Source organism: Cellulosimicrobium funkei (genome assembly GCF_900155925.1).
Taxonomy (GTDB): Bacteria; Actinomycetota; Actinomycetes; order Actinomycetales; family Cellulomonadaceae; genus Cellulosimicrobium; species Cellulosimicrobium funkei.
Map to the genome: position 1 here is coordinate 65,294 of NZ_FTMI01000003.1, position 22,040 is coordinate 87,333.

Annotated in this window: 18 protein-coding genes; 10 read left to right on the forward strand and 8 right to left on the reverse strand. The window is 75.4% G+C overall.

Annotated features, from left to right (window positions below; genetic code table 11):
- The first annotated feature begins 69 nt into the window (after positions 1–69).
- Complete coding sequence (locus BXA05_RS08440; protein WP_076404705.1) at positions 70–1,125, forward strand: phosphodiester glycosidase family protein; 1,056 nt, start codon at positions 70–72, stop codon at positions 1,123–1,125.
- Positions 1,125–2,273 carry a glycosyltransferase gene (locus tag BXA05_RS08445; protein ID WP_083711745.1) on the forward strand — a complete coding sequence of 383 codons (1,149 nt, stop codon included), beginning with the start codon at positions 1,125–1,127 and terminating at the stop codon, positions 2,271–2,273. Before BXA05_RS08440 ends, BXA05_RS08445 begins: the two co-directional genes overlap by 1 nt.
- Here BXA05_RS08445 and BXA05_RS08450 read toward each other — a convergent pair.
- From BXA05_RS08450 to BXA05_RS08460, 3 genes are all read right to left on the reverse strand, one after another.
- Entirely contained in the window at positions 2,197–5,088 is a 2,892-nt protein-coding gene (locus BXA05_RS08450) for a cation-translocating P-type ATPase (protein WP_076404706.1), read from the reverse strand. The two genes, BXA05_RS08445 and BXA05_RS08450, sit on opposite strands and share 77 nt — an antisense overlap.
- Positions 5,089–5,172: 84 nt before the next feature.
- Positions 5,173–5,586: a type II toxin-antitoxin system VapC family toxin gene (locus BXA05_RS08455; protein ID WP_076404707.1), complete on the reverse strand. Its 414-nt coding sequence runs from the start codon at positions 5,584–5,586 to the stop codon at positions 5,173–5,175.
- Complete coding sequence (locus tag BXA05_RS08460) at positions 5,583–5,834, reverse strand: type II toxin-antitoxin system Phd/YefM family antitoxin (protein WP_021483664.1); 252 nt, start codon at positions 5,832–5,834, stop codon at positions 5,583–5,585. Before BXA05_RS08460 ends, BXA05_RS08455 begins: the two co-directional genes overlap by 4 nt.
- A 90-nt stretch (positions 5,835–5,924) precedes the next feature.
- Between BXA05_RS08460 and BXA05_RS08465 the strand changes: the two genes are divergently transcribed.
- On the forward strand, positions 5,925–6,806 hold the full coding sequence (locus BXA05_RS08465; RefSeq protein ID WP_244550419.1) for a TrmH family RNA methyltransferase: 882 nt from the start codon (positions 5,925–5,927) through the stop codon (positions 6,804–6,806).
- A gap of 87 nt (positions 6,807–6,893) precedes the next feature.
- The gene (locus BXA05_RS08470) at positions 6,894–9,128 is read left to right on the forward strand and encodes a HelD family protein (protein ID WP_244550420.1); all 2,235 of its coding nucleotides are present in this window, start codon (positions 6,894–6,896) and stop codon (positions 9,126–9,128) included.
- Positions 9,129–9,137: 9 nt separating this feature from the next.
- On the opposite strand, the gene BXA05_RS08475 is transcribed toward BXA05_RS08470, so the two are convergent.
- From BXA05_RS08475 to BXA05_RS08490, 4 genes are all read right to left on the reverse strand, one after another.
- Complete coding sequence (locus BXA05_RS08475) at positions 9,138–9,842, reverse strand: esterase/lipase family protein (protein WP_076404709.1); 705 nt, start codon at positions 9,840–9,842, stop codon at positions 9,138–9,140.
- Positions 9,839–10,831 carry an alpha/beta fold hydrolase gene (locus BXA05_RS08480; protein ID WP_083711746.1) on the reverse strand — a complete coding sequence of 331 codons (993 nt, stop codon included), beginning with the start codon at positions 10,829–10,831 and terminating at the stop codon, positions 9,839–9,841. Before BXA05_RS08480 ends, BXA05_RS08475 begins: the two co-directional genes overlap by 4 nt.
- Positions 10,810–11,259, reverse strand: a complete 450-nt coding sequence (locus BXA05_RS08485; RefSeq protein ID WP_021483430.1) for an SRPBCC family protein — start codon at positions 11,257–11,259, stop codon at positions 10,810–10,812. Before BXA05_RS08485 ends, BXA05_RS08480 begins: the two co-directional genes overlap by 22 nt.
- A gap of 85 nt (positions 11,260–11,344) precedes the next feature.
- Positions 11,345–11,977 (reverse strand): nucleotidyltransferase family protein, encoded by a 633-nt coding sequence (locus tag BXA05_RS08490; RefSeq protein ID WP_076404711.1) that lies wholly within the window; start codon positions 11,975–11,977, stop codon positions 11,345–11,347.
- A gap of 105 nt (positions 11,978–12,082) precedes the next feature.
- Here BXA05_RS08490 and BXA05_RS08495 point away from each other — a divergent pair, with 105 nt between their 5' ends.
- The 6 genes from BXA05_RS08495 (at position 12,083) to helR (ending at position 21,028) form a co-directional block, all read left to right on the forward strand.
- Positions 12,083–12,967, forward strand: coding sequence for an endonuclease/exonuclease/phosphatase family protein (locus BXA05_RS08495; protein WP_076404712.1), 885 nt, complete (start codon positions 12,083–12,085; stop codon positions 12,965–12,967).
- 80 nt (positions 12,968–13,047) lie between these two features.
- The gene (locus BXA05_RS08500) at positions 13,048–13,908 is read left to right on the forward strand and encodes an ABC transporter ATP-binding protein (protein WP_076404713.1); all 861 of its coding nucleotides are present in this window, start codon (positions 13,048–13,050) and stop codon (positions 13,906–13,908) included.
- Between the two features lie 85 nt (positions 13,909–13,993).
- Positions 13,994–14,992, forward strand: a complete 999-nt coding sequence (locus BXA05_RS08505; protein ID WP_043656895.1) for an ABC transporter substrate-binding protein — start codon at positions 13,994–13,996, stop codon at positions 14,990–14,992.
- 58 nt (positions 14,993–15,050) lie between these two features.
- A complete protein-coding gene (locus BXA05_RS08510; RefSeq protein ID WP_240696584.1) occupies positions 15,051–17,258 on the forward strand; it encodes an iron ABC transporter permease in 2,208 nt (735 codons plus the stop codon).
- A gap of 80 nt (positions 17,259–17,338) precedes the next feature.
- Positions 17,339–18,331, forward strand: a complete 993-nt coding sequence (locus BXA05_RS08515) for a siderophore-interacting protein (RefSeq protein ID WP_076404714.1) — start codon at positions 17,339–17,341, stop codon at positions 18,329–18,331.
- A 426-nt stretch (positions 18,332–18,757) separates the two neighbouring features.
- Complete coding sequence (gene helR / locus BXA05_RS08520; RefSeq protein ID WP_076404992.1) at positions 18,758–21,028, forward strand: RNA polymerase recycling motor ATPase HelR; 2,271 nt, start codon at positions 18,758–18,760, stop codon at positions 21,026–21,028.
- 79 nt (positions 21,029–21,107) lie between these two features.
- Here helR and BXA05_RS08525 read toward each other — a convergent pair whose 3' ends face one another.
- Positions 21,108–21,689: a YbaK/EbsC family protein gene (locus tag BXA05_RS08525; RefSeq protein ID WP_076404715.1), complete on the reverse strand. Its 582-nt coding sequence runs from the start codon at positions 21,687–21,689 to the stop codon at positions 21,108–21,110.
- Positions 21,690–22,040 lie beyond the last annotated feature (351 nt).

Here is a 22,040-nt window from a genome sequence, read left to right on the forward strand (position 1 = left end):
GCGGCCGCTCACAGCGGACGGACAGCCGTGGCATCCGGACAGCACACGCCCGCTCCGTAGACACGGCCCATGAGCACCCCTGTCCCGCACCCCGCCCCTCCCGCCTCGTCCACGCCGCCCGTGTCCCGACGCCGACGACGGTGGCGTGCCGCGATCGTCACGGCCCTTGCCGTGCTGCTCCCGCTGGGTGGCGCCACGGCGTGGGCGCTGAACCGGTTCGTCGTCGAGCACGTCGAGATCGCCGACGTGTCGGCGTACGAGGCCTCGCAGGGTCTCGACGCGAGCGGGGCGTCGGGCCAGGGGGCGACCGCGGACGACGGCGCGGGCGCCTCGACCGGGACCTCTGCGGGCACCTCCGCGGGCACCGGGACGGTCGACGGCGACACGTACACGTCCGACAGCACGAGCATCACGGTCTCCCGGGTCACCACCGGGTCGGGGGACGACACCCTGACGTACTACGTGGCCGACGTCGTGCTCTCCGACATGACGGACCTGCGCTCCGCGTTCGCGCAGGACGCGTTCGGCACGAACATCACGGAGACGACGTCGGACATCGCTGCCGACAACGGCGCCGTCCTCGCGGTCAACGGCGACTACTACGGGTTCCGTGACACCGGCATCGTCATCCGCAACGGCGTCGTGTACCGGGACGAGGGCGCGCGCGAGGGCCTCGCGATCTACCGCGACGGCCACGTCGAGGTCTACGACGAGACGACGACGGACGCGCAGAACCTCGTCGACGCCGGGGTGTGGAACACGCTGTCGTTCGGGCCCGCGCTCGTCGAGGACGGCGAGGTCGTGGCCGGGATCGACGACGTCGAGGTCGACACGAACGTCGGGAACCACTCGATCCAGGGCGAGCAGCCGCGCACGGCGATCGGGGTCGTCGACGAGAACCACCTCGTCCTCGTCGTCGTGGACGGCCATCAGGAGGGCTACTCGCGCGGCGCGACGACGACCGAGCTCGCCGGGATCCTGCAGGATCTCGGCGCGACGACCGCCTACAACATCGACGGCGGCGGGTCCTCGACCCTCTGGTTCGACGGCGAGGTCGTCAACAGCCCGTCGCAGGGTCGTGAGCGGGGCACGTCCGACGTCCTCTACGTCGCGGACGGTGCCTGATGGCCGCCGCGACCACGCGCGAGCAGCCCGCGGACCCGGCGACGAGCGTCGCGCGGACCGCCGTCGTGGTGCCTGCGTACCAGCCCGACGCGCGGCTCGTCGCACTCGTCGATGCGCTGCAGGCGGCCGTCCCCGAGTCCCCGGTCGTGGTGGTCGACGACGGCAGCGACCGGCGGTGCGGGGGAGTGTTCCGCGCGGTGCGGGCGCTGGGCGCCGTGGTGCTCACCGTCCCGGTGAACCGTGGGAAGGGCTACGCGCTGCGGACCGGGATCCGGTGGGTGCGCGACCGGCTGCCCGGCCGCGGCGTGGTGTGCGCCGACGCGGACGGGCAGCACACCGTGGTCGACGTGCTGCGGGTCGCTGCGCGCTCGCAGGCCGAGCCCGAGGCCGTCGTGCTCGGCGCGCGGCGCTTCGCGGGCGACGTGCCGGTGCGCAGCCGCATCGGCAACGCCGCGACCCGCTGGGCGTTCGCCGCGACGACCGGCACGCGTGTCCGGGACACCCAGACCGGGCTGCGCGCCTACGGGCCGGGCCTGCTCGGCGACCTCCTCGCCGTGCGCGGGGACCGGTACGAGTACGAGCTGCGCGCGCTCCTCGAGGCGACCCGCGCGGGCCGCCGGATCGTCGAGGTGGACGTCGCGACGGTGTACCTCGACGACAACGCGTCCTCGCACTTCCGGCCCGTCGCCGACTCGCTGCGCGTGTGGGCGCCGCTGCTGCGGTTCGCGGCGTCGTCGCTCGGTTCGGCCGCGGTCGACGTCGTCGCGCTGCTCGCGCTGCACGCGGTCACCGGGTCGCTCCTCGCGGCCGTGGTGGGCGCGCGCCTGCTCAGCGCGGGCGTGAACTTCGCCGTGAACCGCCGCCTGGTGTTCCCGGGCGGGCGCGATCTCCCGCTGCGCGTCGCGGCGGCCCGGTACGTGGCGCTCGCGGCCGTGCTGCTCGCGGCGAGCTACGGGCTGCTCGCGCTGCTGACCGGGATCGGCCTGCCGCTCCTCGCGGCCAAGGTCGGCACCGACGCCGTGCTCGTCGCGACGAGCTACGAGGTGCAACGGCGCGTGGTGTTCGCGCCTCTCAGCGCTGAACGGCGTCCCGCTCGACGAGGGCGGGCACGTGGTCGCGCGCCGTCCAGCGCCGGCCGACCCACTTGATGACCTCGACGAGCAGGAAGACGACGAGCGCGAGCCCGAGCGTCTTGCCCCACTCCGCGAGCGCGATGGGCGCCGAGTCGAACCACGAGTGCATGAACGGCGCGTAGACGAAGACGGCCTGCAGCGCGAGCAGCGTCGCCGCCGAGACCCAGACCACCCGGTTGCCGCGCAGCACGTCGAGCGTGAGGCTCGACCGGTCGAGGAACCGGCAGTTGAACAGGTAGGCGAGCTGGCCCAGCGCGAGCATCGTGACCGCCGTCGTCTGCGCCTCGGCGAGCGGGACGCCCTGCGCCCGCTCGACGTAGAACAGCAGGATGGTCGCGCCGCCGATGAGGAGCGACACGAGCAGGATGCGGCGCACGTACGCGCCGTCGAGGATCGACGCCTTCGGGTCGCGCGGGGCGCGGCGCATGACGTCGGGCTCCGCCTTCTCGTACGCGAGCGCGAGCGACAGCGTGACCGCGGTGATCATGTTGATCCACAGCACCTGGACCGGCTGGAGCGGCAGGGTGAGGCCGAACAAGACCGCGACGAGGATGACGAGCGACTGCGCGCCGTTGGTCGGGAGCAGGAACAGGACGGACTTGCGGATGTTGTCGTAGATCCGCCGGCCCTCCTTGACGGCCCGCTCGATGGTCGCGAAGTTGTCGTCGGCGAGCACGACCTCCGCGGCCTCCTTGGTCGCCTCGGTGCCCTTGATGCCCATCGCGACGCCGACGTCCGCCTGGGTGAGCGCGGGGGCGTCGTTGACGCCGTCGCCCGTCATCGCGACGACCTCGCCGTGCGACTGGAGCGCGGACACGATCCGGATCTTGTGCTCGGGGCTCGTTCGCGCGTACACGTCGACGTCGCGCACCACCTGGCGCAGCTTCTCGGTGCTCATCTCCTCGAGCTCGGGGCCGGTGAGCACGGCCGGCGCGGACGAGCCGTCGTGGGCGTCGACGATGCCCATCTCGCGGCCGATCGCGAGCGCGGTTCCCGCGTGGTCGCCGGTGATCATCTTCACGCGGATGCCCGCGTCGCGGCACTCGGCGATGGCCTCGATCGCCTCGGGGCGCGGCGGGTCCACGATGCCGACGAGCCCGCACAGCTCCAGGCCGTCCGCGACGTCGGCGACGTCGAGGTCCGCCGTGTCGTCGGTGGTCGGGCGTCGCGCGGCCGCCAGCACGCGCAGACCCTGCCCGCCGAGCGCGTCGATCTGCGCGTCCCAGAACGAGCGGTCGAGCGGCTCGCTGCCGCCGTCCGGGCCGAGCTGGGTCGCGCAGCGGTCGAGGACGCGGTCCGGTGCGCCCTTGACGTGCACGTGCAGGCCGCCGTCGGGGTCGGCGTCGAGCGTCGCCATGAACTTGTTCTCGGACTCGAACGGCACGACGGCGACGCGCCGCCACCCCGTCGGGTCGACGCCGGCCTTCATGCCGAGCGTGCGCAGCGCGCCCTCCGTCGGCTCGCCGACGAGCCGCCATCCGTCGGTGTCCTCGCCGTCGGGCACGATCCGCGCGTCGTTGCACAGCATCATGACCGTCGCGAGGGCCGCGAGGTCGCGGTCGTCGGCGAGGTCCGCGTGCCGGGTGCCCGACGCCGGTCCCTCGCCCGCGCCGTCCACCTCGCCGGGTGCGCCGGTCGCCCCGGGGCGGGGTGCGTCGTCGGGCACGGTCACGTCTCCCACGGGCGCGTACCCCGCGCCTGCGACCGCGAACGTGCGCCCGCTCGTGCGGACCGTGCGCGCCGTCATCTCGTTCTTGGTGAGCGTGCCGGTCTTGTCCGAGCAGATCGTGGTCACCGAGCCGAGCGTCTCGACCGCGGGGAGCTTGCGCGTGATCGCGCGACGCCGGGCCATCTGCTGCACCCCGAGCGCGAGGGTGATCGTCACGAGCGCGGGCAGGCCCTCCGGCACCGCGGCGACCGCGAAGCCGATGGACGCCGAGATGAGCTCCGGGACGGTGAAGTCGTGGAAGACGCGGCCGATGATCACCATGACGACGGCCATCGCGAGGATGAGCACCGCGAGCAGCTTGCCGAACCGGTCGAGCTGGCGCGTCAACGGCGTCGCGAGGCTGCGGACCTCGGAGATCATCGTCTGGATCCGGCCGATCTCGGTCGCCGTCCCGGTCGCGGTGACGACGCCCACGCCCTGTCCGGCGGCCACGAGCGTGCTCGAGAAGAGCATGCTCGACCGGTCGCCCACGCCCGCGTCCGCCCCGACCGGGGCCACCGACTTTGCCGCCGCGACCGACTCGCCCGTGAGCGCCGACTCCTCGACGCGCAGGTTCGTCGCCTGGATCAGCCGGACGTCCGCGGGCACGCGGTCGCCCGAGCGCACGCGCACGACGTCGCCGGGCACCACGTCGTCGGCGTCCACGCGGGCCCACGCACCGTCGCGCCGCACCTCGGCGTTGACGGACAGCATGTTCCGGATGCCCTCGAGCGCGCTCTCCGCGCGCCCCTCCTGGATGAACCCGATCGCCGCGTTGATCACCGCGACCGCGAGGATCACCGTGAAGTCGACCCAGTCGCCGAGGATCGCCTTGAGCACCGCCGAGACGAGCAGGATGTAGATGAGGATGTCGTCGAAGTGGACGAGGATCCGCTTCCACAGCGGGTCGCGCTGCGGCGGCGGCAGCCGGTTGGGCCCCACCTCCGCGAGCCGTGTCGCGGCGTCGGCGCTGGAGAGGCCGCCTGCGTCCGTGCCGAGCTCGGCGAGGACGGCGTCGGGCGGGCGCGACCACGGCGCGTCGAGCGACCGTTCGGTCGTGCTCGCCGAGGTCGAGGAGGCCGCCGTGGCGGGGGTCGGTGCAGCGTCCGGCGCGGATCCCATGCCCCTATTCGACCCCCGATGCCCGGATCGCGCGAGGGGCGAAGGACCGTGACCCGCGACACGCCAGCGGCCGGCGGTCAGCGGTCAGGGTGAGGAGAACGGGTTGACGACGGGGACGCCGCTGTCGACGAAGTCCCGGGTGTTCCGTGTCGCCACCGTGAGCCCGTGGGCGAGCGCGGTCGCCGCGAGCAGGGAGTCGACGACGGGCAGCGGGCGCGCCGCGTGCACGACCGGCCATCGCTGCGCGATCTCGAGCGTGACGGGGAGGATGCGGTCCCCGTACGTCTCCTCGAGACCGTGGACCCACGTCTCGAGCGCGGTCGCCCGCGCGGCGTCGCGAGACATGAGGCGCTGGACCCCGGTGCGGATCTCGCCGACGGTCAGCACCGAGAGATAGATCTGAGCCGTCCGCAGCCCGCGGAGCCAGGCGACGACCTGCTCGTCCGGTCGGGTTCGCACGAGCTCGGACACGACGTTCGTGTCGAGCAGGTACCTCACGCGTCGGCCCCGAGATCGAGCTCGCGCAACGGAGTCCGGTCACGGGTGAGGTCGAGGTCGTCCGCCGTGGGTGCCTCGAGGAGATAGTCGGCGAGCTCCACCCGGACCCCGGCGAGCTCGTGGTAGAGGTCGATCCCGACGACGACGGCGATCTCCTTGCCGTGCCGGGTGATGACCTGGGGACCGTTCTCGGCCGCTCGCAAGACCTCGCTCAGGCGTTGCTTCGCGTCCTGCACCTGCCAGCTCATGCGACCCCCGCTCCTCTTCCTGTCTGGACAGACTAGACAGGACGGAGCCGGGGGACAAGGGCGCGTGGCATGCCTGGGAGAATCGACGACGTGAGCGAGACCAGCACCCGAGCCGGCCTGCGGGTGGTGCACGTCACCGACCCCGCCGACGACCGCCTCGCGGACTACAACCGCCTGACCGACGTCGCGCTGCGGTCCAAGCACGAGCCGGAGAAGGGGCTGTACATCGCCGAGAGCTCGACGGTGATCCGGCGGGCGCTCGCTGCCGGGCACCGGCCCCGGTCGTTCCTCATGGCCGAGCGCTGGCTCGACGACCTCGCCGACGACATCGCCGCGCTGCCGGTCGACGACGCCCCGGGCGGCACGGGCGAGCAGGTCCCGGTCTACGTCGGCGCGCCCGACGTGCTCGAGGCGATCACCGGGTTCCACCTGCACCGTGGGGCGCTCGCGGCGATGCACCGCCCGCCGCTGCTCCCCGTGCGCGACCTGCTCTCCGCGGCGCGCGGCGGGACGGGTGCGCGGCGGGTCGCGGTGCTGGAGGACATCGTGGACCACACGAACGTCGGGGCGATCTTCCGCTCCGCCGCTGCGCTCGGCGTGGACGCGGTGCTCGTCTCGCCGCGCTGCGCCGACCCGCTCTACCGCCGCTCGGTGCGCGTGAGCATGGGCACGGTGTTCCAGGTGCCGTGGACGCGGTTCGAGACGTGGCCGGGCGGGCTGGACCTGCTGCGCGACGAGGGTTTCACGGTCGCGGCGCTCGCCCTCGCCGACGACGCGGTGAGCCTCGACGACGTCGTGGCCGACCCGCCCGAGCGGCTCGCGCTCGTGCTCGGCACAGAGGGCGACGGCCTGTCGCGCGGCGCGATCGAGGCGGCCGACCGGGTCGTGACGATCCCCATGGCGGGGGGAGTGGACTCGCTCAACGTCGCCGCGGCGTCGGCCGTCGCGTTCTGGGCGACGCGCGTCCCCTGACTCGTCGGTCGCGGCGGGAGAGACGGGAACAACGATGCTCCCCGACGCGTTGGGCCCGTGTCCGTACGTCGTACGAGAAGAGGTCCCGTGCCGGTCCAGCCCTCCCCGTCCCTGCCTGCCACCACCCGCCCCCACCACGGGCGCGACCTTGCGGCGCATGCCATCGCCGAGGAGCAGCAGCACCTCGACGCCGCGCTCGCCCGTCGCGCGGACCTGCTCGCCGAGCTGGACGCACAGCTCACCGCTCCTGCCGACGGCGCTGCCTACCGGGACGCGGTCTCGGACCCGGCCGGTGCCGAGTCCGTCGTCGAGCGCGCGCGGCGCGCTGGGTTGCGCCGCCGTCGCACCGAGCTCGAGCGCGCGGAGAGCGGGCTCGTCTTCGGCCGCGTCGACACCGTCGACGGGGCCACGCGCCACGTCGGGCGCGTCGGGATCACTGCGCCCGAGGACGACGCGGACCCGCTCGTGCTCGACTGGCGTGCTGACGGTGCACGCGCCTTCTACACCGCGACAGCGCGCGAGCCGCAGGGTCTCGCGCGGCGTCGGCACGTGCGGACCGCGGGGGACCGGGTCACCGGCGTGGACGACGAGCCGCTCGACGGCTCGGCGACCGGGGCGGAGGAGGAGGGCGGGCTCGTCGGCGAGGGCGCGCTGCTCGCGGCGCTGTCGGAGCGCCGTACCGGGCGCATGGGCACCGCCGTCGCGACCCTCCAGACGGAGCAGGACGCGATCGTGCGCGCCCCGGCGGACCAGGTGCTCGTCGTGCAGGGCGGCCCGGGGACGGGCAAGACCGTCGTCGCGCTGCACCGCGTCGCATACCTGCTGTTCACCCACCCGCACCTCGCCGAGCGGGGCGTCCTCCTGCTCGGGCCGTCGTCGCGCTTCCTCGAGTACGTGGCGCAGGTGCTGCCCGCGCTCGGGGAGACGGCGGTCGTCTCGGCGACGTGCGACACGCTCGTGCCCGGCGTCGCGCCCGAGCGGGAGGAGGGGCGCGACGTCGCGGAGATCAAGGGGCGCGCGCTGTGGCAGGACGTCGTCGCCCGGTACGCGGACTCCCTCGTCCCGGACGCGCGAGCCCTGACGGTCCGCCTCGACGGCGAGCCGCTCACGCTCGACCCGGCCCGCGTCGCCCAGGTCCTGCGTGCCTCTCGCGCGGGAGGCCGCAGCGTGCTGGCCGCGCGGGGCCGGGCCGTGGACCTGCTGCTCGACGCTCTCGTGGACGAGGCCGCGGAACGCCACACCGAGCTGCTCGAACGGGTCGAGGAGGGGTTCGAGGACGTGCTCGGGAAGCTCGACGCCGGGCTCGCCGCGCGCGACGACCGCGCCCCCACGACCGGCGCGCGCGGCGGCGACGTCGACGGCGAGCTCACCGAGGAGGACCTCGACCGGCTCCGGGAGGATCTCGCGCGCGACGCCGGGTTCGCGGCCGCCGTCGACGCCTGGTGGCCCGTCACGGACGTCCGCACCGCGCTCGCGGACCTGCTGGGCGACGCCGCGCTCCTCGCGCGCCACGCGCCCGACCTGACGGCGGCCGAGGTGCGTCGCGTCACGAGCGGGCCGCCCGCGCTCGCACCGAGCGACGTGCCGCTGCTCGACGCGCTCGCCGACGCGCTGGGGGCTCCCGACGCGCCCGGCGAGCAGGGCGAGTTCCTCGCGCAGCGCGCGGCCGCGCGTCGCGACTGGGTCTACGGGCACGTCGTGGTCGACGAGGCGCAGGAGCTCTCGCCCATGCAGTGGCTCATGGTCCTGCGCCGCTGCCCGACGCGGTCCGTGACGGCCGTCGGGGACGTCGACCAGACCGAGGCGCCGCACCGCCACACGGACTGGGCGGACGCCGTCGGCCCCGTTCTCGGTGAGCGTTGGCAGCGCGCGGACCTCACCATCTGCTACCGCACGCCGCGCGAGGTCATGGCGCTCGTCGGCCCGGTGCTGCGCGCGGCGGGCAGCCGGAACGACCCGCCGCGCGCGGTCCGCGACGCGGGGGTCGAGCCGCGGGACGTCGTCGTCCCGGGCGGTGCGCCGGGACGACTGGGTGAGACGGTCGCCGCCGAGGTCGCACGCCTCGCGGCCCGGTACGACGGCGGGACCGTGGGCGTCGTGGCGCCGCTCGCGCGCCTCGCGACGCTGCGCGCGGCGGTCCAGGGCGGGCCCGTCCTCGGGACGTCCGAGGCGAAGGGCCTCGAGTGGGACGCGGTCGTCGTCGTGGACCCCGACGGCGTCGCCGCCGAGCCGCGCGGGTGGAACGGGCTGTACGTGGCGATGACCCGGTGCACGCAGGAGCTCGTCCGCGTCGCGGTGGGCGAGTCCGCCCGCTCGGCCTGAGGGCCGCGCTCAGTCCGAGGGCGCCGACCGGGCGAACCGGTCGACCTCCCGCACCACGACCTCGACGAGCGCCGGGTCGCCGAGCGGGAGGAAGTGCCCGGCGAGCGGCAGCTCGACGTTCCGTCCGCCCTCGAGGCGGCCGGTCTCGGGGATGTGGGGGTCGAAGCGCGGGTAGACGGCCGTGATGCGGGCGTCGACCCCGCGCTCGGCGGCGAGCGCGACCAGCGCGGCGTCGCGCGGCGAGAACGCGCGCAGGGTGCGGCCGAGGAGGTACTGCGCGTAGCGCGAGCCGTGGAACGGCGTCGCCACGGCGACCATGCCGGCGACGCGCGGCCCGGCGGCCGACAGCATGACGCGCTTGCCGACGAGGCCGCCCTTGCTGTGGGCGACGAGGACGACGTCGTGCAGGTCGGACCGCTCGAGGAACGCCGCCGTGCGGTCGGCAGCCTCGGCGAACGGGCGCCGGTTGTAGCCGAGGCCGGGCACGGCGTGCACGGGGTGCCCGGCCCGGGCGAGGGCCGTCGCGACCGGCCCGAGGAGCTGCCACGTCTCGTAGACGCCGGGAAGGAGCACGACGGGGCTCGCACCGCCGGGGCCGGTCGGGACGGGTCGGCGCGCGCGCAGGGCGCCCTGGACCTGGCGCGCGGCGACGTACGCGTAGTCCACCGCGCGGTCGCGCAGCCGCAACGAGCGGGGCCAGCGGGGCGCCCTCACGGCAGGTCCCCGGGCAGGTCTCGCGGCAGGTCTCGCAGCAGTCCGCGCGGCAGTCCACCAGCATCGCGCACGGCCGCGACGATCCCCTCCGGATCGGCGTCCATCGCGTGGTGGCGTCCCCGGACCTCGCGGAACATGCCGCGCGGCGCGGCGAGCGCGAGCTCGCGGCACCACCGGCGCGGGGCGATCGGGTCGTGCGCGCCCCGCACCACGACGAGACGCCCCGGCACCCGCGGCACGACGTCCTCGAGCCGGTGCGCCAGCATGTGCCGGACCTGGCGCGCGTAGTGCGGCAGCGAGCAGCGCAGCACGTAGTCGACGGCGAGCGTCCCGAGCGCGCGCGGCCGCTCGCCCACCGCGTCGCGCGCGAGCCGCAGCGCCTGGCGCGGCGCGCTGCGGGCGTCGCGGTCCGCGGTCGGCCCGACGAGCACGCCCGCGGGCGCCTCGCGGGGGTGGTCGGCCATCGCCTGGGCGACGACCTGCCCGCCCATCGAGTGGCCGACGAGCACGACGACGGGGCGCGGGGCGCCGTCGGGCAGGTCGAGCACGCGGCGGCGCACGTGCTCCGCGACGACCGCCGCGTGCTCCTCGATCGACACGTCGCGCGACGCGCGGGGCGCCGCGCCGAAGCCGGGCAGGTCGATCGCGTGCACGGCGACCCGGGGGAGCGCGCCCGGCCGCAGGAGCGCGCGCCGCACCGGGTCGAACGCGCGCGCCGACGACCCGACGCCGTGCACGAGCACGACCACGACGTCGGGCGCGTCCGCCCCGGACACGTGCACGACGGCGGTGAGATCGCCGACCGCGCAGCGCACCTCCGCGGTGCCCGCCGACGCTGCCGCCGCCGACGCCGCCGACACCGTCGACGGCGCGGACGACGCGCCGGAGCGGGCCCGGGCGAACCGGACCCGCTCCGTGACGTGCTGGGTGTCGTCGTCGGCCGTGGCCGACGACGTGCTCCGGGTCGTCAGCTGACGTCTCCTCGCCACGCGCCCGTCTCGGCCCCGCGGGACTCGATGAACTCCTTGAACCGGGCGAGGTCGCCCTTGACGCGGCGCTCGTCGAGCTGGAGGACGTCGCCCACCTTCTCCACGACCCCCTCCGGCGTCCAGTCGAGCTGGACCGTGACGCGGGTCTGCGTGTCGTTCAGCCGGTGGAAGGTCACGACGCCCGCGTGGTCGGGGCCCGACGTGCTGTTCCACGCCACCCGCTCGTCGGGGTGCTGCTCGGTGATCTCCGCGTCGAACTCGCGCTCGACGCCGCCGATCTTCGTCTTCCAGTGCGTGTGCGTCGCGTCGAGCTGGCGGATCTCCTCGACGCCCTCCATGAAGCGGGGGAACTCCTCGAACTGGGTCCACTGGTCGTAGGCCGTGCGGACGGGGACGTCGACGTCGATCGACTGGGTGACCGTGCTCATCGGTGATACCTCCTGTGGTTGGCGGGCGGTACGACCACACCCTTCCCGGGGTCCGTCCCGCTCGCGCGGCGAACGGGGGTCGGCCTCACTCCAGCGCGCTCGACGGGTCCCCGGACGCCGGCTCGGCCGCATCGGTGCGCGAGCCGAGGGAGTCGTCGCCCATGTCCTGCGCGTCCACGACGGCGAGCTCGTCGAGGAGGAACAGGAACGCGCGGGCGTAGGGGTTGTCGTCCACGCGCTCCCGGACGTCGGACCAGTCGATCTGCTCGCGCATCGCCCGCGCGACCGGCAGGAGCCGCGAGAAGTCGCAGTAGTGCTCGCCGAGGACGCGCAGCTTCGACGCCATGATCTCGGTCGCGGACAGCACAGGCATGCGGACCGCGAGGACCTCGAGCTCGTCGGTGCGCGCGAGCAGGTCGTCGTCGATCGGCTCGCCGACCATCCGGTACAGGACGTCGATGAGCTCGCCCCCGTGGTACGCCTTGAAGAGCCAGTTCTCCGTCGGCTCCGTGATCTCGAGCCCCGCCTCGCGCAGCACCTCGCGCGCGCGGTCCACGTCCACCTCGCGGATCGCGAAGTCGGCGTCGTGGCTCGGCTCCGGCGCCCCGCGCGCCCACGCCGCGTAGCCGCCGACGAGCGCGTGCGGGATCTCGGCCTCGGCCAGCGCCGCGGCGGTCATCCGGAGGCCGTCGTGCAGTGCGTCCCTGTCGTCCACCATGCCCAGGGTCTACACCACCCCGGGGGTGCTGGCACGTCGCCACGGGGGAGCGGTCGCCCCGCGGAGCGCGTGCGGCGTCGGGCCGTGGTCCCCACAATCGGGAGGGTGCGCCTCGCGACGTTCAACATCCTGCACGGGCGGTCGCTCGTCGACGACCGCGTCGACGTCGACCGCTTCGCCGGTGCCGTCCGGGCCCTCGACGCGGACGTCCTCGCGCTCCAGGAGGTGGACCGGGACCAGCCCCGCTCGCACCGCGCCGACCTCACCGCGGTCGCGGCCGAGGCGGCGGGCGCCGTCGACCACCGGTTCGTCGCGACGCTCGTCGGCGAGCCGGGCGTGTGGACCGCGCCGACGGGGGAGCACCAGCCGGGGCGCGCCGCCTACGGGATCGCCGTCGTGAGCCGGTACCCGGTCACCGCGTGGCGCACCGTCCTGCTGCCCGCGCCGCGCACGCGCGTGCCCGTGCGCTTCCCCGGGCGCCGGCTGCCGACGCTCGTGCGCGACGAGCCGCGCGCGGCGCTCGTCGCGCGCGTCGAGGCGCCGGGCGGGCCGGTGACGGTCGTGTGCACGCACCTGACCTTCGTGCCGGGGCGCAACCTCACGCAGCTCGTGCGGCTCACCCGGGAGCTCGCCGCCGACGTGCCCGACGGCGAGCCCGTCGTCCTGCTCGGCGACCTCAACATCGAGGCGCCCCAGGCGGCGCGCACGAGCGGGTGGCGCCCGCTCGCCTCCGCGCCGACGTTCCCCGTCGGCGAGCCCGCGCGCCAGCTCGACCACGTGCTCGCCCACGGCCCGGTCCGGGCGACGGCGCCCGCTGTCGCGGTCGACACGGGGCTGTCGGACCACCGGGCGCTCGTCGTGCCCGTCGTGCTCGGCGGGGAGCGGCACGCGTCCCCGACCCGCGCGCACGCGGCGGACGAGGACCACGCGCCGCCCACCGCGGGCGCGGGAGAGCCGCGACGGCGGACCGGCCGGGCCGCCGAGGGCTGACCGCGCGGCCGTTCGTGAGCCCCGTCACACGGACGTGAGGGGCTGGTTCCGGGCGGGCGACATAGATTAGCCTCACCTTTGTGAGTGGAACCTCAGCTGCCTCGGTCGCGCCGGGCCTGCCCGGCGCCCCGGCGCTCGCGGGTCACGACCTGCGGCTGTCCTACGACGACCGCACCGTGGTCCACGGCGCCGCGCTCGAGCTTTCCCCGGGGGCCGTCACGGCCCTCATCGGGCCCAACGGCTCGGGCAAGTCGACCCTCCTGCGCTCGCTCGCGCGCCTGCACCGGCCTGACGCCGGGACCGTCGCCCTGGACGACGAGCCCGACGCGCTCGCGCTCCACGCCAAGGACTTCGCGCGGCGCGTGACGCTCCTGTCGCAGAGCCGGCCCACGCCGTCGGGCGTGAGCGTGCGCGACGTCGTCGCCTACGGGCGCCACCCCTACCGCGGCCGGTTCCGCTCGAACGACCCCGACGGCCCGCGCGCGATCGCGCACGCCATGGACGTCACCGGCATCACCGCGATGGCCGACCGCGGCGTCGACGAGCTCTCCGGCGGCGAGCTGCAGCGCGTGTGGCTCGCGACGTGCCTCGCGCAGGACACGAAGGTGCTCCTGCTCGACGAGCCGACGACGTACCTCGACCTGCGCTACCAGGTCGAGCTGCTCGACCTGGTCCGCGACCTGGCGAGCGAGCACGGCGTGGCCGTGGGCGTCGTCCTGCACGACCTCAACCAGGCCGCCGCGGTGGCCGACCACGTCGTCCTGCTCCACGGCGGCGTCGTGCGCGCCACGGGCCGGGCCGAGGACGTGCTCACGACCGAGCTCCTCACCGAGGTCTACGGCATCCACGTCGACGTCTACACGCACCCCCTCACGGGGCGCACGTGCTGCGAGCCGCTCGGTCGGCACGCCGCCCGGCTGGACGCGGCCGTCCTCGTCTGACCGCGGCGTCCGCCGCCGGGCCGCGACTCTCCGCACCTCTTCGTACTCCTCCGCACCGTCTCCGCACCGAACCCGAAGGACACCCATGCGCTCGACCACCCGTTCCCTCGCCGTGGGCGCCGTCGCGCTCGCGACCGCGCTCGCGCTCACCGCGTGCGGCACGACCGAGGAGCCCGCGACCGGCGGCTCGTCCGACGGCGCGACGACCGACGCCGCGTCCGGCCCGGTCACCGTCACCGACGAGCGCGGCGAGGTCACCCTCGACGCCCCGGCCACCGACATCGTCTCGCTCGAGTGGGGCCTCACGGAGAACCTCGTGGCGCTGGGCGTCGAGCCCGTCGGCCAGGCGGACGTCGAGGGTTACAACACGTGGGACACCGTCGCGCCGATCGACGCGAGCACGCCCGACGTCGGCACGCGCGGCGAGCCGAGCCTCGACGCGATCTCCGCTCTCGAGCCGGACCTCGTCGTGACGACCACGGACCTGCCCGAGAACGTCATCGCGCAGATCGAGGAGGTCGCGCCGGTGCTCGCGCTGCGCGGCTCCGACGGCGAGGACCCCATCGGCTACATGCGCTCCACGGTCGAGACGCTCGGCACCGTGACGGGCCGCGAGGACGAGGCGGCCGCCGCGCTCGAGGAGTACGACGCGAAGATCGCCGAGGCCACCACCGCTCTCGACGAGGCGGGCCTCGCCGGGGCCGAGTTCACGATGGCCGACGGCTGGGTGACGAACGGCGCCGTCTCGATCCGCATGTACACGCCGGGCTCGTTCTTCGGCGCCATCGGCGAGGAGATCGGCCTCGTCAACGCCTGGACCGAGGGCGGCGACCCCGACTACGGCCTCGCACAGACCGACGTCGAGGGCCTCACCCAGCTCGGCGACGTGCAGTTCCTCTACGTCGCGAGCGACTCCGAGGCGAACCCGTTCGAGGAGGGCCTCGCCGGCAACGCCGTGTGGGAGCAGCTCCCGTTCGTCACGGCCGGCGACGTGCACCGTCTGCCCGACGGCATCTGGATGTTCGGCGGCCCGCTGTCCGCCGCGGCCTACGCCGACGCGGTCGTCGAGGCCCTGACGGCCTGACGCGGCACCCCCGGGCGCGTACCACGCCAGGACGACGAGAAGGCTGACGAGACCCACTGTGAGCAGGCGAGAGCAGCGCACCGCGCCGGAGCCGGACACCCTCCTCCTGGAGGACCCGGCTCCGGCCGTCGTCCCCGGCGCGGACGGCCCGGAGGGCGGCGTCCCTCCGGGCACCGGCACCGCCCCGGGCCCGACGGCGGCCGCCCCCCGCGCGCGGACGTCGCGCCTCGGGGTCGCGGGCGCGTTCCTCGCGGCGGCCGTCGTCGCGCTCGTGCTCGCCGCCGTGCACCTCACGCAGGGCACGGCCGACGTCGGCCCGCTCGACCTGCTGCGCCTCGCGACCGGGGGAGACGGGGTCGACCAGACGGTCGCGGTCCTCGTCGCGTCGCGCGTGCCACGGCTCCTCGCCGGCCTCCTCCTGGGCGTCGCGCTCGGCGTCGCCGGCGCGGTGCTGCAGTCGGTCGCGCGCAACCCGCTCGCGTCGCCCGACACGCTCGCGGTCAACGCGGGCGCCTACCTCACGGTCGTCGTGGTCGCCGCGTTCGGCCTCTCCGTCCCGTTCTACCTCCAGGGCGGCCTCGCGTTCCTCGGCGGGCTCGCCGCGGCCGGGCTCGTGCTCGTCCTGGCGCGCGGCGGCGCCGACGGGCCGACCCGGCTCGTGCTCGCCGGCTCGGCCATCATGCTCGCGCTCCACTCGCTGACGACGGTCCTCCTCGTGCTGTTCGAGCAGGAGACGATGGGCCTGTTCGCGTGGGGGAGCGGCTCGATCGTCCAGTCGGGCACGCGCACGGTCACGCTGGCCACGCCCGTCGTCGTGGTCGGCGTCCTCGCCGCGCTCGTGCTCGCGCGCCGGCTCGACCTCCTCGGGCTCGGGGACGACGCCGCGACCGTCCTCGGCGTCGACGTGCGCCGCACGCGCGTCGCCTCCGTGCTCGTCGCCGTCCTGCTCGCCTCGATCGCCGTGACCGTCGCCGGGCCGGTCGGGTTCGTCGGTCTCGCGGCGCCCGTCGTGGCCCGCCTCGTCGCGCGTCGCGTGCCCGGGCTCGGGCGGCACGTGCTCCTCCTGCCCTTCGCGGCCCTCGTCGGCGTGGTCGTCGTGCTCGGCGCCGACGTCCTGCTCCGTCTCCTGCTGCCCGGGACGCTCTCGATCGCGGTGCCGACCGGCATCGTCACGACCGTCCTCGGCGCGATCCTGCTCGTGTGGCTCGCGCGCCGCCTGCGCGACTCGGGGCCCGCGTCGTCGCGCGGCGGGCACGGTGCGCTGAGCCGGCCGCGCTCGCGGCGCGCGGTCGTCGTGGTCGTGGTCGTCCTGTCGCTCGCCGTCGCCGCGGCCGCCGTCGCGGGCCTCCTGCTCGGCGACCGGGTCGTGCTGCTGGGCGACGTCGCCAACTGGTGGGCCGGCGTCGCCGGCCGGCACGTGACGTTCGTGCTCGACCAGCGCGTCCCGCGCGTGCTCGCAGCCCTCCTCGCGGGCGCCGCGCTCGCGCTCGCCGGCACGATCGTGCAGGCCGTGTGCCGCAACCCGCTCGCGGAGCCGAGCCTGCTCGGCGTGACGTCGGGCGCCGGCCTCGGTGCCGTGACGATGATCCTGCTCGTCCCCGGCGTCGGGATCTGGCCGATGTCCGCCGCCGCCGCGGTCGGGGCCTTCGCCGTGTTCGGGCTCGTCTACGGGCTCTCCTACCGGGGCGGGCTGAGCTCCGACCGGCTCGTGCTCATCGGCATCGGCGCCCAGGCCGGGGTGATGGCGATCATCACGCTGCTCGTCGTCGTCGTCGCGCCGTGGGACGTGAACCTCGCGCTCACGTGGCTGTCGGGCTCCACGTATGGGCGCACGCTCGAGCAGCTGATCCCCGTCGCGCTCGCGCTGCTCGTGCTCACCCCGCTCACCGCGGTGTTCCGGCGCGACCTCGACGTCGTGGCGCTCGACGACGACACGCCGCGCGTCCTCGGCGTCGCGCTCGACCGCACGCGGCTGCTCCTGCTCGGCGTCGCCGCGCTGCTCACCGCCGCGGCCGTGTGCGCCATCGGGGCGCTCGCGTTCGTCGGCCTCGTCGCGCCGCACGCCGCCCGCGCGCTCGTCGGGTCGCGGCACTCCCGGGTCGTGCCCGTCGCGATGCTGCTCGGGGCCCTCCTCGTGTCCGTCGCGGACACGCTCGGCCGCGTCGTCATCGCGCCCGGGCAGATCCCCGCGGGTCTCGGCACCGCGCTGCTGGGCGCGCCGTACTTCGTCTACCTGCTCTGGCGCAGCCGCGGCCGCGGAGCGTGACGTGTCTCACCCCGCCGGGCGCAGGTCCGCATCCCGGACGGGTTGACCCCGCCGTGGGCGCGTAGGTTAGCCTCACCTGTGTGAGCCAGACCGTCGTCGCACCCCGCACCCGCGCTCGTCGTCCCGTCGCCCGTGCGACCGCCCCCTGGCGCTTCTTCGACGTCGAGGTGGCGCGGGTCGAGCAGCTCTCGCCGAGCTTCCGTCGCTTCACCTTCACCGGCCCGGAGCTCGACCTCTTCGGCGACCCGGGTCTCGACGTCCGGATCAAGTTCGTGCTCCCCGCGCCTGACGGCTGCTACGCGCACCTCGTGCGCGACGCCGAGTCCTGGTACGCCGCGTGGCGCGACCAGCCCGAGGAGCGCCGCAACCCGCTGCGCACCTACACGACCGTCGCGGTGCGCCCCGAGGCGCGCGAGGTCGACGTCGACGTCGTGCTGCACGGCGACGCCGGCCCCGCGTCGCGCTGGGCGCTCGCCGCCGAGGTCGGCACGCCGCTCGTCCTGCTCGGCCCCGACGCCACGTTCGACGGCCCGGCCGGCGGCATCGAGTTCCGGCCGCCCACCCGCCCGCACGCGCTCCTGCTCGCGGGCGACGAGACCGCGCTGCCCGCCCTCGCGGCGATCTGCGAGGACCTGCCCGCCGACGCGTGGGGCGAGGTCTACGTCGAGGTCCCGCACGTGGGCGACGCGCGCGACCTCGTGACCCCGCCCGGGGTGCGCGTGACGTTCCTCGCGCGCGACGACGTCCCCGGCGGGCCCCACGACGCTCACGGCGCGCGCCTCGTGCCGGCCGTCAAGGAGGCCGCCGCGCGCATGCTCGGTGCGGGCGTCCTCGGGACGGACCCGCCCGTCCAGTGCCGCACCGCGGAGGACCTCGAGGACGTCGACGTCGACGCGTCGATCCTCTGGGAGGTCCCGGGGCTCCTCGACGAGGAGACCGTCCTCTACGCGTGGCTCGCGGGCGAGGCGAGCGCCATCAAGACGCTGCGCCGCCACCTCGTGGCCGACCTCGGCGTCGACCGCCGCGCCGTCGCGTTCATGGGCTACTGGCGCGAGGGCCGCGCCGAGAGCTGAGGCGTTCCCGGGATCCTGTCGAGGGTCCCGTCGAGACACGAGAAGTGGCCCCCACCGAGCACGGTAGGGGGCCACTTCTCGCATCTCGGCTGTGCGGCGCCGCACAGATGCTGCGCGGTCGACGTCGGTACCCAGAGCGTCGGCACCGAGCGCACCGGCACGACGTCGGGCAACGAGAGAGGGAGGCTCGACCGGCCTCCCTCTTCAACGTATAGCGCACCGGGGGTCTTGCGGCAAGGCCCCCTCGGGGGCGCAGAATCTCCGCTCGTGCGCGGGTCGTCGTGGCCCGTGCGTCCCTCCGCAGGACCCGGACCGGAGCTGATGACGTTGCCCGACGCCCCCGTGACCGCCACCACCGACCCGTCCCGCCGCCCGTCGGCCCGCCCGACCGCGGACCAGGACCCGCGGCCCGCGCCGTTCTTCGACCTGCCCGCGCGGCTGGCCGCGAAGGCCGACCCGGCGCTGGTCGACCCCGACGAGCGCCACTTCGCGGCGATCGCCGCGAGCCTCGAGCACTCCGTGGCCGACCTCGCGCAGCGTCTCGACGCGGCCCGGCGCGCGCCGGGCGGGAGCGGCACCGAGGCGCTCGAGCGCGACCAGGAGATCCACCGCCTCAGCAGCCGGTTGCGGCTGCTGAGGCGCTACGGCGTCGACCTGTGCCTGGGCCGCATGACCTTCGCCGACGGCTCCGCCCCGGTGTACGTGGGCCGCGTGGGCCTCACCGACCCGGCGGGGGAGCGCCTGCTCGTCGACTGGCGCTCGCCCGCCGCCGAGCCGTACTTCGCGGCCACGCCCGCGCGGCCGCTCGGCCTCACGGCGCGGCGCCGGTACCGGTGGGCGCGCGGGCGCGTCACCGACTACTGGGACGAGGAGCTCGTGCCCGACGGCGCGGGGTCGAGCGCGGCGCTCGACGACCAGTCGGCGTTCGTCGCGAGCCTGGGCGCGAGCAGATCGCCGCGGATGCGCGACGTGCTCGGCACGATCCGGGCCGACCAGGACGCGATCGTGCGCGCGGGCTCGCGCGGCGCGCTCGTCGTCGACGGCGGCCCCGGCACGGGCAAGACGGTCGTGGCGCTGCACCGCGCGGCCTACCTGCTGTACGCCGACCCGCACGTGGGCGGCGGGCACGGGGGCCGACACGGTGGTGGGCACGCTGGCGGGCATGGCGGCGGGCACGGTGGTGGGCGCGGCGGCGTGCTCGTCGTCGGGCCCAGCCGTCCCTACCTCGCGTACGTGGCCGACGTGCTGCCCGGCCTCGGCGAGGAGGGCGTGCAGACCTGCACGCTGCGCGACCTCGTCCCCGAGGGCGCGACGGCGCGCGCGGAGGCCGACCCCGAGGTGGCCCGGCTCAAGGCGTCCGCCGAGCTCGTCGCCGCGATCGAGCCCGCCGTGCGGTTCTCCGAACGCCCGCCCGCCGAGGGCAGGGAGGTCGAGACGCCGTGGGCCGACGTCTGGCTCTCCCCGGCCGACTGGGCCGAGGCGTTCGAGTCCGTCGACCCGGGCACCCCGCACAACGAGGCGCGCGACGACGTCTGGGCCGCGCTCGTCGAGATCCTCGTGGACAAGGCCTGCGGGGGAGCCGCGGAGGACGGCGTCGACGTCGAGGCCGACGACGTGCGCCGCGCCCTGCGCGGCCACCGCGGGCTCGGCGCCGCGTTCGACCGCGCGTGGCCGCTCGTCGAGCCGACGGACCTCGTGGCAGACCTGTGGTCCGTGCCCGCCTACCTGCGCCTGTGCGCGCCGTCGCTCACGCCCGAGCAGGTGCGCGCGCTCCAGCGCGAGGACGCGCACGCCTGGACGACGGCGGACCTCCCGCTGCTCGACGCCGCGCGCCGTCGGCTCGGCGACCCGGAGGCGTCGCGCCGACGCCGCCGCAACGAGGCCGCCGTGGCGGCGGAGCGCGCGCGCATGGACGACGTCGTCGACCACCTCGTGGCGACCGACGACAGCGAGCTCGGGGTCATGCAGATGCTCCGCGGCCAGGACCTGCGCGACGCGCTCGTGGACGACGGCGCGCTCGTCGTCGCGACGCCGGACCGCCTCGCGGGGCCCTTCGCGCACGTCGTCGTCGACGAGGCGCAGGAGCTCACCGACGCCGAGTGGCAGATGGTCCTCAGCCGCTGCCCGTCGCGCAGCGTCACGGTCGTCGGGGACCGGGCCCAGGCGCGCCACGGCTTCCCCGAGGGCTGGCGCGAGCGGCTCGCGCGCGTGGGCTTCGCCCGCGTCGAGGAGGCGTCGCTGAGCGTCAACTACCGCACGCCGCGGGAGATCATGGCCGAGGCGGAGCCCGTCGTCCGGGCCGCGATCCCGGACGCGAACGTCCCGACGTCGGTGCGCAGCATGGGCGTGCCCGTGGCCCACGGGGCGGTCGCGGACCTCGACGCGGTCCTCGGCGCGTGGCTCGCCGAGCACGCGGACGGCACGGCGTGCGTCATCGGTGCCACCGAGTCGTCCGGGCCGTCCGGGCCGTCCGGCGAGGAGTCGGACGGCAGGGTCGGTGGCGTCGGTGGCGTCGGTGGCGAGGGCGAGGGGGCCGCGCGGGTGCGGTGGCTCACGCCCGAGACGGCGAAGGGCCTCGAGTTCGACCTCGTGGTGCTCGTCGAGCCGCAGGCGTTCGGCGACGGCGTCGAGGGCGCGGTCGACCGCTACGTCGCGATGACGCGCGCGACGCAGCGGCTCGTCGTCCTGGATCGCTGAGCACCGGGCGTCGAGCACGACCTGGCGGTCGTCAGGCCGCCCGTGGCGACCGCCAGGTCGTGCTCGGCAGGGGGACGGGTCAGGCGACCGGGACGGCCAGGTCCTCGACGACCTCGACACCGGGCAGGCGGCCCAGCAGGTCGCCGGGGAGCAGCAGCTTCGAGCGCCGCACGCCGCTGCCGATCAGCGCGAGCGCGCCGTCGGTCACGACGCGGGAGTCGACGAGCACGCGCCACCCCTCGGGCAGCCCGACGGGCGTGATGCCGCCGTACTCCATCCCGGACTCGGCCGTCGCGCGGTCGGTCGGCAGGAACGACGCCTTGCGCACGTCGAGCAGCTTGCGGACGCGCGTGTTGACGTCGGCGCGCGTGTGGGCCCGCACGACGGCGGCGGCGATGCGCTCGTCGCCCGCCCGTGCGCCGCCCACGACGACGCAGTTCGCCGACGCCTCGACGGGCAGGTCGAACGCGGCGTTGAGCGTCGCGGTGTCGGCGAGGTCGGGGTCGATCTCCGTCACGGCGACGAGCGCCGCGACGTCCGGGTCGACGTCGGCCCACCGGCGCAGCGCGTCGGCGGTCACGGGGGCGACGAGGTCGAGGTGGTCGAGCGCCGGCTCCCAGGTGAGCGAGCCGAGCGTGGGCAGGGTCGTGCGGGCGTCCATGGCGTCAGCCTGCCACCCCGGCGGGCCGCCGCGCGGGAGAGGCCGGATGCCGAACACGCCCCCGGAGCCCCTCGAGCCCGCCGAGCATGCGGTCGCGGCCCGTGCCGCCCGCCGGACGGGCGACAGCTGCATGGTCGGCGGGGGAGGAGGGTCAGGTAGAGGTCGAGGGTTTCGGGCAAGTCTCCAGTGGTGGTCGAAGGTTGGGGTGGGCATCTCGGACGAAGCAGGCGCCTCCGACCTGCGGAGTTGACACCTCGGAGCGGCGGTCGTTCACTGGAAGTGTTCGAACGTTTGTTCGAACACCCAGCGGGTGCAGCACACCGCCCGCAGCAGTCGACGCGCGGTGCGCGT